Consider the following 12,756-nt stretch of genomic DNA (forward strand, 5'->3'; position numbering starts at 1 on the left):
AGGCTGTGATTATTGTATAATTTTAACATGAAGTTTAAGATAATTGCGATATGTTTGTATTTACACTCAAAGAATATAGTAAAATGAAAAAACAGCTTAGTAAACCTATGTTTTGTGTTTTTTCTGCATTGTTTTCATTAACGGCAGTAAACGCTCAAGATGTAACTTCAAAAGAACCGGGGATTAATGTTTCGTACATGAATACCAAAATTGGCCCGGGCCAGGATTTTTTCCGATATGTAAACGGAACCTGGTTAGATAAAACTGAAATCCCAAGCGATCGTACAACGTGGGGAAGTTTTAATGAATTGATTAAAAAAACAGATAAAGATGCAATGGCAATTTTGAAGGAAGCTTCAAAAAACCCAAAGTATTTATCGAACACGGATCAGGGCAAAGCTGTAAATTTGTTTAGTGCCGTTTTAGATACTGTTGGAAGAAACAAAAGAGGAATCGAACAATTGAAACCTTATCTAAAAAAGATTGATGCTATCAAAAATGTATCTGATCTTCAAAAGTATTTAGCCGAAATGGAACGTGAAGGAGGTTCAGGATTTTTCAGCATTTATATTGGTGCAGATGAAAAAAACAGTTCAAAGAATTCTGTAAGCTTAAGTGTAAGCGGTTTAGGATTGCCGGATAAGGATTATTACACCTCTGAAGATAAAGATTCTAAAGAAAAACGTGCTAAATACGAACTTCACGTTGCAAAAATGCTGCAGTTTATTGGAGAATCACTAGAAAAAGCAAAACAAAGTGCAACTGAGATAGTAGCCTTTGAAACTTCTTTGTCATCTCCACGATTAGATCGTGTAGAAAGCAGAGACAGCCGTTTGCAATACAATCCTATGTCGATAGCAGATCTTCAAAAGCTAACTCCGGCGATTAAATGGAATACTTATTTCACAGCAATTGGTTTGGCTAAATTAGATTCTGTTGTTGTAACAGAACCAAGATATATGAAAGCTTTACAAACTGTTTTTACTGAAAACAAAGTAGGGCAGTGGAAAGAATACCTGAAATGGGATTTATTAAATTCTGCGGCTTCACAATTAACGACAGAAATTGAAACAGCAAATTTTGACTTTTACAGTAAAACATTAAGAGGAGCGATTAAGCAACTTCCTCGTGAAGAAAAAGCGTTACTGGTAGTTAATCGTAGTATTGGAGAAGCACTTGGTAAATTGTATGTGGAGAAAGTATTTCCTGCTGAAGCAAAAACCAAAGCAGTTGATATGATTCATAATGTGATTTTGGCGTATCAAAACCGTATCAATAATTTGACATGGATGTCTGACGCGACAAAAAAGAAAGCCATTGAAAAATTAGATAAAATCACCATTAAAGTTGGATATCCTGATAAGTGGAAAGATTATTCGGCTCTTGATATTAAAAGTGTTGCTGATGGTGGAAGTTATTTTGAAAATACTAAGAACCTTGCAAGATGGAATTTCAATAAAGATTTGGAAAAACTAAATAAACCGGTTGACAAAACAGAGTGGGGAATGTCGCCACAAACGGTAAATGCGTATTACAATCCATCGTATAACGAAATTGTTTTCCCGGCAGCGATCTTACAACCGCCATTTTACAATTATCAGGCTGATGAAGCAGTTAATTATGGTGGAATCGGAGCTGTAATTGGTCATGAAATTTCACATGGATTTGATGACTCAGGCGCACGCTACAATGCAGATGGAAATCTTGTTGACTGGTGGACAGCTGAGGATTTGAAACAATTTACGGCATTAGGAACTGCTCTTGCAGATCAATACAGTGCTCTAGAACCTTTACCGGGAATTCACGTTGATGGTAAATTTACTTTAGGGGAAAATATTGGAGATCTTGGTGGTATAAATGCTGCTTATGATGGTTTGCAATTGTATTTAAAGAAAAATGGTAATCCGGGATTAATCGATGGTTTTACACCAGAACAACGTTTCTTTATTTCATGGGCTACGGTTTGGAGAACAAAATCGAGAGATGAAGCAATTAAAAATCAGGTAAAAACAGATCCGCATTCACCGGGAATGTACAGAGCGTATGTTCCAATTCAGAATGTTGAAGCTTTTTATCAGGCATTCGGAATCAAAAAAGGAGATCCTATGTATGTTGAACCAGACAAGAGAGTAAAAATCTGGTAAGATAATCTATAAAAAATGGCGCTAATTTAGCGCCATTTTGTTTTATATAATTTTGATTTACTTCAAGTTATATTAATTTACTTCAAGTTACTGTAGATGTAAGCTTCAAGACCTTTCAGTTCTTCGTCTGACATTGCCTGCGTAATCGGAATGTTTGTTTTCATTACCGGAAACTGACTCGGATCTACAATTGGTTCTGCATTTCCTTTAAGGAATGTAACGATATCGCCCTTTTTATCTTTATATATTTTAGCAATTTCCTGAATACTTGGACCAATTACTTTTTGATCAACCTGATGACAGGAAATACAATTACCTTTTCCTTCAAAAATATCTTTTCCTAAAGCTTCCGGTGTTTTGGCTTCCGCCGATTCTCCTTCTGAATAAGTTTCTGTCGTGGGCTGAACATTCTCAGTTGCTTCTTTTTTACAAGATGCAAACGCTAAAACGGCTGATAAGAATAATACTTTTTTCATTTTATCTATTTAAAATTACAGCTGCTTCTTTTGCGAAGTAAGTTGAGATAATACTGGCACCTGCACGCTTAATGCAATATAGTTGCTCTATCATAATTTTATCGTGATCAAGCCATCCTCTTTCGGCTGCGGCCTTTACCATAGCGTACTCACCAGATACCTGGTAAACAGCAACCGGCACATGAACGGCATTTTTTACCTCACGAACAATGTCCAAATACGCCATTCCCGGTTTTACCATTACGATATCTGCACCTTCTTCAACATCTAATAATGCTTCGCGAATTCCTTCAATTCGGTTGGCATAATCCATTTGATAGGTCTTTTTATCTTTCGGAATATTTTGAGAATCTACCGGAGCAGAATCTAATGCATCACGAAACGGTCCGTAAAATGCAGAAGCATATTTGGCGCTGTAACTCATGATCCCAACATTATGATGTCCGTTTTCTTCTAATGCTTTTCTAATCGCCAAAACCCTTCCGTCCATCATATCGCTTGGTGCAACGAAATCGGCTCCAGCCTCAGCATGGCTTAAACTCATTCGGGTTAAAGCATCGACAGTTGCGTCGTTTACCAATTGACCGTTTTCTATAATTCCGTCATGACCATAAATCGAATACGGATCCAGCGCTACATCCGGCATAACAATCATTTCGGGAACAGCATCTTTGATAGCACGAATGGTTTGCTGCATCAATCCGTTTTTATTCCAGGCTTCAACGCCTTTATTGTCTTTTAGATTTTCGCTTACTTTTACATAAATGTTTACCGCTTTTATTCCTAAATCCCAAGCTTCTTTAACTTCTCTAATCGTATTGTCTAACGAATGACGATAAATTCCAGGCATCGACGGAATGGCAACTTTTACATCTTTTCCTTCGGCCACAAACATCGGAAGCATAAAATCCTGTGGACTTAAACTGGTTTCTCGAACTAAAGAACGAATAGATTCATTGGTTCTTAAACGACGGTTTCTTTGTAATGGGAACATTGTTTTAAATTTTAGATTTTAGAATGCAGATTTTAGATTTTCTGCAATCTTATTTTTATTAATTGATGATATATACTTTCGACTTTTCGACTTTAATCTTTCGACTAAACTATGTAATTGAAGCTTCATAAATCCCTTTAATTGTTGTATCTAGTTTAGTATTAAAATCCTCTTCAGATTGACTGGCAGAAAGTCCTTCAGATAATGCTCTTGAAAAACTGGCAATTAATCCGTGATTCTGAGATAGTTTTTGATTGGCTTCTTCTTGGCCGTAACCGCCAGACAATGCCACAACACGCACAACATGCGGATCAGACATTAGTTCACTATAAAAGTCATTCACTGTTGGAATGGACAGTTTCAGCATCACTTTTACATTTTTATCCAGTAAACTAAGTTGTTTCTTGATTTCTTCTTTCAGAATTTCCTCTGATTTTTCCTTATCTGCGCTGTAAATATCAACTTCAGGTTCAATTATTGGAATTAGTCCTTTTGCAAAGATTTGTTTACCAACTTCAAATTGCTGTTCAACTACTTCGCGAATTCCTGTACTATTCGCTTCTTTAATAACCGAACGCATCTTAGTTCCAAAAACATTTCGTTCTACCGCTCGGGTCAATAATTCATCTAGATTCGAAATTGGCTTCATCAATTGCACACCATTGGCAAGATCAGCAAGTCCTTTATCAACCTTTAAAAAAGGAACTATATTTTTCTTCTCCCACAAATAGTCAGCAGTCCATTGTCCTTCAATTTTGCGGTCCATCGTATTTTCAAATAAAATAGCTCCCAGAATATATTTACTATCAAACGCAGCACTCTTAATAATTCGAGTTCTCATTTCATGTACAAGAGTGTACATTTCCTCGTCATTTGTAAAGCTTGTTTCCAAAACGCCATATTGCGCTAAAGCCTTTGGCGTACTACCTCCGCTTTGATCTAAGGCAGCGATAAATCCTTTTCCGGAATGCATACGATGTAATTGTGCTATGTATCTCTCTCTATTTTCCATAATAATAATTTTATTTACTATAAATACTGTTTGAGTGTGAGCATTCAGCTCGTAACTAATAACTACTAATTTTAAAACTTTTAAAGCCCGGTTTTCTCATTTACTTTTTCATAAATCTCTTTGACTTTACTTGGCGGATCAAATCGGTAACCAATACTAAATTTCACAGTTGATATATTATCATTCAGTCTTTCCGCTGCGGTGTCATTCTGAATGAAATTAAGCGTGTTTAAGCTCGCAAATGCAAAAAAACGATCTCTATTATACGCAAGCTTTAAATTTAGATCTAATTCGTATAAAGCTGAGGTATCGCCATCGATATCATTAATTCCCGCTCCAAAGGCAATTCCCGCTCCAATCAAAATCCTGTCGTTAATTACAAAATTATAAAAATAGGAGGGTGCTAACGAAAAAACGTAAATATCTCCGTTAGAAGAATTAGGCTCATTGTTCAAGTTTAAATTGGTATAATAAAATGAAAATGTCGGAATAAAACTTCCTGAACTCTTAGTCTGCCATTCATTTTGATTGACTAATGTTTTATAAGAGAATTTATCGTTGAAGATATACGAAGTAGTTCCTCCAATTTTTGTAGTTCGCATTCGCGGAAAATCTACAGAAATGTTCTCTTCACTGGCATAAAAGCCTTTTTGATTGATAAAAGTGAAAGATTGCATCCACTTTTTATAATAAAAGCGAGTATTGAAACTAACTAATTTAGAGTCTGAATTGTCTTTGTTTACATCAAAAAACTTCGGTGCAAAACCAAAACTAATATCAACAAACTTATAGCTGATACTTACGCCTAATTGTTCTTTTCGATTTGGATTAAGGTCAAGGTATTTTTTTTGTCCTTCTGAATCAAAACCAATCTGAAAATTATTTGAAGTATCCAGATAATAAATACTAGCGGTAACTTTATCATCATATGATTTAAAATACGGATTTTGAAGCGAATCTTTCTGGGCAAAACACCCGAAAACGCTTGTAAAAAACGATATGTAAATCAGTTTTAGATCCATTTATTTTAATTTTTGAAACACAAACAGCATTTATAGACGTTTTTAAATAATCTCTAAATTACAAATTAAATCTATGTTTTAATATCAAATGTGGCTTAAGTGTTTTAAATCCAATCAATTGGATTTTCCAGCACATTCACTAATTTCTCTTCTTTGCTTCCTGCTTCTGCATGATGATCGTAAACCCATTGCACATGCGGAGGCAGACTCATCAAAATACTCTCAATTCTTCCGTTGGTTTTTAAACCGAACAAAGTGCCTTTGTCATGAACCAGATTAAACTCTACATAACGGCCACGACGGATTTCCTGCCACGTTCTGTTTTCTGCAGAATATTCCAGATTCTTTCTTCTTTCTACAATTGGCACATACGCATCAAGGAAACTATTACCAACTTCAGAAACAAAATCGAACCAATTTTCCATAGACATTTGCTCATTTGCTTTGCAATAATCAAAGAATAAACCTCCAATTCCGCGAGCTTCATTTCTGTGAGCATTCCAGAAATAAGCATCACATTGTTTTTTATATTTTGGATAAAATTCCTCATTGTGCTTGTCACAAGCCGTTTTAGAGACTTGATGAAACAATGTTGCATCTTCCTCAAACAGATAATAAGGCGTTAAATCCTGTCCACCGCCAAACCATTGTTCAATTACTTTTCCGGATTCGTCGTACATTTCAAAATATCGCCAATTGGCATGCACAGTCGGAACCATTGGGTTTTTTGGGTGTAAAACCAAACTCAATCCACAGGCAAAAAAATCAGCTTCGCCAACACCAAACATCTTTTGCATTGCTTCAGGAAGTTTTCCGTGAACGGCAGAAATGTTGACACCGCCTTTTTCGAAAACAGAACCGTTTTCAATTACGCGCGTTCTTCCGCCACCGCCTTCCGGACGTTTCCAAAGATCTTCACGGAATTTTGTTGTTCCGTCAACAGCTTCTAATCCCGCGCAGATTTGGTCTTGTAGATTTTGTATGTAAGCGTAAAATTTATCTTTCATGTTAATTGATTTCTAGAAAAAAAGATCTTTGATAGTATTTAAATAAATGGATACAATCAATAAGATAAGAGGGTATAATACTAATTTATAATATGAACTTTTATATTGAATATTTTTTGAATAAACTGAAATGGAAACCAGATATAATATCGTAACTATAATTATAAATATCGGATAAATAAAAGTCATGTAGCCAGCAGCACAGGCTTGACTGGTTGTCATGTTTGCATTATTTGAAAAGAAATAAAATTTTACTAAAGTAAAAAGACAGTAATAGTAAAATCCAAAAAAAATGATTTTAAACAAAAATCTCATTATTGGAAAGCCTTGAAAAACAAGCACTGATACCCTATTAAATGCTAATTTATCCTTCATGTTGATTGTATTCTGATTTAAGCAATCCGAAATAAACAGTGTTTTGCAATTCGCCATCACCATTTCTAAATTCGTCGCGTAAAATTCCTTCTTGTTTAAAATTGTATTTTAATGCAATTCGCTGACTAGCAGTATTAATTTCTGAGGTGCAGATAAAAACCTTGTTCATTTTTAATTCGTTGAAACAAAAGTCAAGTGCGTGTGAAACCATTTTTGATGTGATTCCTTTTCCCTGAACATTCTCATCAGCAAAATACCCTAACTCACATTTTGAAATGCGGTAATCTATAGTTTTGATGCATAAATAGCCAATCAAATCAGTGGTTTTGGTATCTCTAGCGTAAAAATAAAAGCCTTCCTTGTTTTTTTCTTTATCAACACTGAGTGCGAGAAAATCTTTTGCTTTTTTTAAAGAATCAGAATTAGCTAGCGTTACCGGAAATGTTTTTCCAATATGATTTCTATTCTTATCTATAAGCTTATAAAACTCTTCGGGAAGAATATTGTCAATCGTTTCTATTTTCCAATCCGTAAAACTCATTTCGTTATTTGTTTTTGGCCGAAGCGATTTTAATATTTATTCCGAATGAAAAAATCTTGCTTTCCCGCTGAATATATTCATAAAGTGCTAAAGCTTTCCCGTGAAAATCATAATTTTCTACTTTTGAAAAAGCAATTAAAAAATCAGCAAATTGCTCTAACTGATTAAAGTCTAAATGAGCACGAACTAATAAGGTTATTAATTCGTCATTATCATAATCGACCAAAGTCTGGATATTCAACCCAAATTCTTTTAGCTGATTTTCGATATCTAATTTTTCGTCGTTAGTCAACATTTTAGGCACAAAGTCGAGAGAGCGCAATGTTTTCAGGACATTGTCAATTCTGATGCTTTCGTCGTCTCTTAGGCCTTTGTTGAGCATAGTTTTAAGTTGTTAGTTTATGGTTGATTGTATTTATATCCAAACTATCAACCATAAATCATAAACTATTTTGCTTCGTATTCCTTAACCGCGTCAATAAACGCTTTCGCGTGATCTACAGGAATATTTGGTAAAATTCCGTGACCTAAATTCACGATATATTTATCTTTTCCGAATTCGTTGATCATTTCGTGAACCATTTTCTTGATGGTTGGAATTGGAGAAAGCAATCTTGAAGGATCAAAGTTTCCTTGCAACGTAATGTTTCCACCAGACAAATAACGCGCATTTCTAGCCGAACATGTCCAGTCTACACCAAGTGCCGAAGCTCTACTTTTTCCCATTTCGCCAAGAGCAAACCAACATCCTTTTCCGAAAACAATAACCGGCGCGTGATCAGCCAAAGCCTCCACGATCTGGTTGATGTATTTCCATGAAAATTCCTGATAATCAACCGGAGAAAGCATTCCTCCCCAAGAATCAAAAATCTGAACGGCATCAACTCCCGCTTTTACTTTTTCTTTTAAATATAAAATCGTCGTATCTGTAATTTTTTGCAATAAAGTATGCGCCGCAGCCGGGTTTGAAAAACAGAAACCTTTTGCAGTATCAAAACTTTTAGAACCTTTTCCTTCAACAGCGTAGCAGAAAATTGTCCAAGGCGAACCAGCAAAACCAATTAATGGCACTTCGTCGTTCAGCATTTCTTTCGTCAATTTAATGGCATCCATTACATAACCTAAACTTTCCTGAATATCCGGAACGTAAACTCTGTGAACATCTGCCAAAGAACGAATAGGGTTTGGTAAAAACGGACCAAAATTCTCTTTCATCAAAACTTCAATTCCCATTGCCTGAGGCACAACTAAAATATCCGAGAATAAAATTGCTGCATCCGGAGCAATTCTGCGAATTGGCTGTACTGTGATTTCAGCAGCCAATTCTGGAGTCTGACAACGGGTGAAGAAATCGTATTTATCACGCAAAGCGATAAATTCCGGTAAATATCTTCCGGCCTGACGCATCATCCATACTGGCGGTCGTTGAACAGTTTCTCCTTTTAGTGCTTTTAAAAATAGGTCGTTTTTTAACATGTTTTTTATTTTAGGTGCAAAGTCACAAAGTGACAGAGTTGCAAAGGTTTTTATTTATATTCTTCAATTACATCCTCAATTACATCTTCAACCGTTGGCTGATCTGCAATGATGATGTTTTTTGTGATTTTTTCTAAAGCTTCGGCAGTGGTTTCTCCAATGCAAAAGCATTTTTCTTTTTTAATTGTATTCTCTTTCAAATAACTTTCAACGCCAGACGGACTAAAAAATAAAATTCCATCAACGGCAGTTTTTATTTTTTGAGGCGTTAATGAAGTATCATAAACCTGAATTTCATTAAATTTTACGGCAGCATCTTTTAAAGCTTTTGGCAAAGTTTCTCTTCTAAGATTTCCGCTGAAAAATGTAAAAGTTTCAGCACGGTAAATCAAAGTGATAATTTCAGCTAAATCTGAAGCATAACCAGTATAAGCCACAACATTAAAACCGCTTTCTGATAAAAGAATCTTTGTTTTTAATCCAACACAAAAAACGTTTTTACTTTTTAATTGTTCCGATTTCGGACCTGATAAAACGCTGTGAACCGCATTCTGACTTGTGAAAATCAGATTTTCGTTGAGGTCTTTTAATTCGAAAGATTTATTTTGGGTTTGAATAAAATCAGCTTCAACAACTTCAATATTAGCTTTTACCAAAGCTTGTTTTTGTTCGCTTGATAGCTTTTTTGTGGATAATATTTGAATTGATTTACTCATTGTTTTTTTCTTGTTTCATCTGATCTATTGCTTTTAACAATGCTCTTTTCCATTGATTAACATAATTGTCTTTTTCGTAATCAGGGTTTTTGTTAGTTAATTCTAAAAAATAATATACCAAACCATCCCAATCCTTAAGTTTTCCTTTTTCAAATAGTTTCCATCCCAATTCTTCAGTTGTCCAACTTGCTTTTGCCGAATTACCAATCATAGAAGTTGTTACCCAATTGTTTTCATTATCTTCTCCATGTCTTGTTACTGGAATATAGTGATCAATAGTTGGAAATAAATCCCAATAGATGATATGTATTTCTGACCTTTTCCAATTTTTTTGATATTTAAAAATATCAGGAAACTCTATTGTTAATATTTTTATTAATCCAGGAAATAGTAATTTATCACCTGAATATCGATCTACAAATCCATCTCTTAAAAAGATTTTACACATTTGATATTTAGAATATTGCCTTTTTTGAGTCAGATTATCCATAAAGGGATAATTTTCATTAGCAAAATCTACACAATCATTTTTTTTATCATCGAGTAATAATCCACAAATATTTTTTATCAATAAAGCTTTATCCATAAAAAGCCATTATTTTTTCAAACTTTCTTTAATAGATGCCATCAATTCGGTTCCGCCATTATTCAATATTTCCTGAGCTGAATGAAAACCTAATTTTTTCCATTCTGAAATATCAACTGTTTTTTCAATTTCGAGTTTTTGTTTTCCATCAACAGAAAGTAAAACACCTTGAAAATGTAACGTGTCTTCGTCTTCATTATATTTCACCAAAGCCCCGATTGGCGCGGTACAACCGCCTTCCAGCGTTCTTAAAAACTGGCGTTCGATATACGTGCAAATTTCGGTTTCAATATGATTCAATTGCGAAAGTGCATCAAGCGTAAAATTGTCATTTTCCATCGCCACAACAAGCATTGCTCCTTGTGCCGGCGCGGGAATCATCCAATCTAAATTAATATAATTTTCTGGTTTTATGTTGATGCGCTCCAAACCTGCAGCAGCAAAAACAGCTCCGTCCCAATTGTTGTCTTGTAATTTTTGCATGCGCGTGTTTACGTTTCCACGTAAATCAACCACTGTATGATTTGGATATTTATTGAACCAAAGCGCCTGGCGACGTAAACTTCCGGTTGCAATTGTGCTTGGATTTGCAAAATCAGGATTTCCTTTGTGAACTAAAATATCCAAAACATTGGCTCTTTCTAAAACCGCCGCCTGAACAATTCCTTTTGGTAAAGCCGTTGGAACATCTTTCATGGAATGAACTGCAATGTCAATATCCCCATTAATCATGGCGATATCTAAGGTTTTTGTAAAAATTCCGGTAATGCCAAGTTCGTAAAGCGGTTTGTCAAGAATAATATCTCCAGTAGATTTTACCGCAACAATAGAAGTTTTATAACCTAAATCGTTTAGTTGTTTCTCCACATTATGTGCCTGCCAAAGTGCTAGTTCGCTATCGCGAGTTCCAATTCTGATTGTTTTTTCAGCCATTTTGTTGAATTTCACCATATAAGTTATATAAGATAATTTAAGCAGTTTGCTTTTAAATGAACTTATATAACTTATATGGTTTAAAATTTTATTTTAAGATGCTTTTATTTTAAAGACTTTTTCGATCCATTCGATGCTTTCATCCACCATGGTCTCGTCATCTTTTAAATGATTTGCAAAATGTGTAGTGATTTTTTGAATGATTCTATTGCTGATGATCTCCGCTTGAGCCTCATTGAAATCAGTAATTTTCTTGCTTTGAAAGTTTAATTCTGAAGTTTTAATCGCGTTCAGTTTTTCTTTTAAAGCATTGATGGTTGGTGCGAATTTTCGACCTTTCATCCAAATTACAAATTCTTCTTTGATTTCTTCGATAATTGCTTCAGCAGCCGGAATATGTAATTTTCTGTTTTCCAGAGTTTCATCTGTCAATTGCGACAAATAATCCATGTGAATCAACGTTACGCCTTCTAATTCCTCTACGTTTTCGTGAACATTTTTCGGAATAGATAAATCTAAAATCAACAAAGGTTTTTTAAGATTTAAAATTGCTTTGTCAACCGTTGGGTTTTGCGCGCCTGTTGCCACAACGACAACATCTGCTTTTTGAAGTTCTAAGTGTAACTCAGAATAATCTTTAACAATCAAATTTAGTTTTCCGGCTAATTTCTCCGCCTTGTCTTTAGTTCGGTTAATTAAAGTAATGTGTTCGTTTTTAGTATGTTTTACTAAATTCTCGCAGGTATTTCTACCGATTTTTCCTGTTCCGAAAAGTAAAATATTTTTATTGCTGATATCTTCTACATTTTTCATAATGTATTGTACCGATGCAAATGAAACCGAAGTGGCACCAGAGCTAATCTCCGTTTCATTTTTGATTCTTTTACTCGCCTGAATTACCGCATTTACCAATCTTTCCATAAAAGTATTGGCCAATCCCATTGATTTAGCGTGAGAAAAAGAAGTTTTTATTTGGGATATAATTTCAAAATCGCCAAGAATCTGACTGTCTAAACCAGTTCCTACGCGAAAAAGATGATTGATGGCTTCCTGATTTTTATAAACAAAACCTACTTTCTGAAAAGCATCGACAGACCCGTTGCTGTTATCACAAATAAGTTTTATTAATTGAAAAGGGTGTTCTGCAAAACCGTAGATTTCGGTTCTGTTGCAGGTCGAAGTGACAATTAAACTTTCTATTCCTTCAGTTTTAGCTTGTTCCAGTAAACGTGTTTTCGCTACCGCATCCAAACTAAATTGACCTCTTACCTCAGCATCAGCTTTTTTATAACTCAGACCAACTGAGTAAAAATAAAGGTGTTTCGGTACGTTATTGTTTTCCATAAATTCACTTTCCTAAAAGTGAGACAAAATTATCATTATAGAGTTTATAAAAGTAACGCTCAAAGTACTTTTTGTGTCGCTACATGTTTTTTTGTTTCTAATCGTCTGTTTTTATGCAAAAAGCATTATT

Annotated in this window: 13 protein-coding genes; 1 reads left to right on the forward strand and 12 read right to left on the reverse strand. The window is 34.7% G+C overall.

Annotated elements, in window-relative coordinates; all coding sequences use genetic code 11:
- Window positions 1-83 precede the first annotated feature (83 nt).
- Window positions 84-2,144: a M13 family metallopeptidase gene (locus EV143_RS01845; RefSeq protein WP_133506285.1), complete on the forward strand. Its 2,061-nt coding sequence runs from the start codon at window positions 84-86 to the stop codon at window positions 2,142-2,144.
- 77 nt (window positions 2,145-2,221) lie between these two features.
- On the opposite strand, the gene EV143_RS01850 is transcribed toward EV143_RS01845, so the two are convergent.
- The 12 genes from EV143_RS01850 to hemA form a co-directional block, all read right to left on the reverse strand.
- A complete protein-coding gene (locus tag EV143_RS01850; RefSeq protein ID WP_133506286.1) occupies window positions 2,222-2,620 on the reverse strand; it encodes a c-type cytochrome in 399 nt (132 codons plus the stop codon).
- A gap of 1 nt (window position 2,621) precedes the next feature.
- On the reverse strand, window positions 2,622-3,614 hold the full coding sequence (gene hemB / locus EV143_RS01855; protein ID WP_133506287.1) for a porphobilinogen synthase: 993 nt from the start codon (window positions 3,612-3,614) through the stop codon (window positions 2,622-2,624).
- A 109-nt stretch (window positions 3,615-3,723) separates the two neighbouring features.
- Window positions 3,724-4,626 (reverse strand): fructose bisphosphate aldolase, encoded by a 903-nt coding sequence (locus EV143_RS01860; protein ID WP_133506288.1) that lies wholly within the window; start codon window positions 4,624-4,626, stop codon window positions 3,724-3,726.
- An 80-nt stretch (window positions 4,627-4,706) separates the two neighbouring features.
- Entirely contained in the window at window positions 4,707-5,648 is a 942-nt protein-coding gene (locus EV143_RS01865; protein WP_133506289.1) for a DUF4421 family protein, read from the reverse strand.
- Between the two features lie 104 nt (window positions 5,649-5,752).
- Complete coding sequence (hemF, locus tag EV143_RS01870; protein ID WP_133506290.1) at window positions 5,753-6,655, reverse strand: oxygen-dependent coproporphyrinogen oxidase; 903 nt, start codon at window positions 6,653-6,655, stop codon at window positions 5,753-5,755.
- A gap of 364 nt (window positions 6,656-7,019) precedes the next feature.
- On the reverse strand, window positions 7,020-7,571 hold the full coding sequence (locus EV143_RS01875; RefSeq protein ID WP_133506291.1) for a GNAT family N-acetyltransferase: 552 nt from the start codon (window positions 7,569-7,571) through the stop codon (window positions 7,020-7,022).
- Window positions 7,572-7,575: 4 nt separating this feature from the next.
- Window positions 7,576-7,953 (reverse strand): hypothetical protein, encoded by a 378-nt coding sequence (locus EV143_RS01880; protein ID WP_133506292.1) that lies wholly within the window; start codon window positions 7,951-7,953, stop codon window positions 7,576-7,578.
- A gap of 65 nt (window positions 7,954-8,018) precedes the next feature.
- A complete protein-coding gene (gene hemE / locus EV143_RS01885) occupies window positions 8,019-9,047 on the reverse strand; it encodes a uroporphyrinogen decarboxylase (RefSeq protein WP_133506293.1) in 1,029 nt (342 codons plus the stop codon).
- 50 nt (window positions 9,048-9,097) lie between these two features.
- Entirely contained in the window at window positions 9,098-9,763 is a 666-nt protein-coding gene (locus EV143_RS01890) for a uroporphyrinogen-III synthase (RefSeq protein WP_133506294.1), read from the reverse strand.
- A complete protein-coding gene (locus tag EV143_RS01895) occupies window positions 9,756-10,349 on the reverse strand; it encodes an HNH endonuclease (RefSeq protein WP_133506295.1) in 594 nt (197 codons plus the stop codon). Before EV143_RS01895 ends, EV143_RS01890 begins: the two co-directional genes overlap by 8 nt.
- A gap of 9 nt (window positions 10,350-10,358) precedes the next feature.
- Complete coding sequence (gene hemC / locus EV143_RS01900) at window positions 10,359-11,282, reverse strand: hydroxymethylbilane synthase (protein ID WP_133506296.1); 924 nt, start codon at window positions 11,280-11,282, stop codon at window positions 10,359-10,361.
- Window positions 11,283-11,375: 93 nt separating this feature from the next.
- Window positions 11,376-12,626, reverse strand: a complete 1,251-nt coding sequence (gene hemA, locus EV143_RS01905) for a glutamyl-tRNA reductase (RefSeq protein WP_133506297.1) — start codon at window positions 12,624-12,626, stop codon at window positions 11,376-11,378.
- Window positions 12,627-12,756 lie beyond the last annotated feature (130 nt).

This window comes from Flavobacterium chryseum, assembly GCF_004362015.1.
GTDB lineage: Bacteria > Bacteroidota > Bacteroidia > Flavobacteriales > Flavobacteriaceae > Flavobacterium.

Bases quoted from the DNA above. Each gene is read 5' to 3' on its own strand.
- EV143_RS01845 (WP_133506285.1), top strand. From the start codon at position 84: ATGAAAAAACAGCTTAGTAAACCTATGTTTTGTGTTTTTTCTGCATTG.
- EV143_RS01850 (WP_133506286.1), bottom strand. From the start codon at position 2,620: ATGAAAAAAGTATTATTCTTATCAGCCGTTTTAGCGTTTGCATCTTGT.
- hemB (WP_133506287.1), bottom strand. From the start codon at position 3,614: ATGTTCCCATTACAAAGAAACCGTCGTTTAAGAACCAATGAATCTATT.
- EV143_RS01860 (WP_133506288.1), bottom strand. From the start codon at position 4,626: ATGGAAAATAGAGAGAGATACATAGCACAATTACATCGTATGCATTCC.
- EV143_RS01865 (WP_133506289.1), bottom strand. From the start codon at position 5,648: ATGGATCTAAAACTGATTTACATATCGTTTTTTACAAGCGTTTTCGGG.
- hemF (WP_133506290.1), bottom strand. From the start codon at position 6,655: ATGAAAGATAAATTTTACGCTTACATACAAAATCTACAAGACCAAATC.
- EV143_RS01875 (WP_133506291.1), bottom strand. From the start codon at position 7,571: ATGAGTTTTACGGATTGGAAAATAGAAACGATTGACAATATTCTTCCC.
- EV143_RS01880 (WP_133506292.1), bottom strand. From the start codon at position 7,953: ATGCTCAACAAAGGCCTAAGAGACGACGAAAGCATCAGAATTGACAAT.
- hemE (WP_133506293.1), bottom strand. From the start codon at position 9,047: ATGTTAAAAAACGACCTATTTTTAAAAGCACTAAAAGGAGAAACTGTT.
- EV143_RS01890 (WP_133506294.1), bottom strand. From the start codon at position 9,763: ATGAGTAAATCAATTCAAATATTATCCACAAAAAAGCTATCAAGCGAA.
- EV143_RS01895 (WP_133506295.1), bottom strand. From the start codon at position 10,349: ATGGATAAAGCTTTATTGATAAAAAATATTTGTGGATTATTACTCGAT.
- hemC (WP_133506296.1), bottom strand. From the start codon at position 11,282: ATGGCTGAAAAAACAATCAGAATTGGAACTCGCGATAGCGAACTAGCA.
- hemA (WP_133506297.1), bottom strand. From the start codon at position 12,626: ATGGAAAACAATAACGTACCGAAACACCTTTATTTTTACTCAGTTGGT.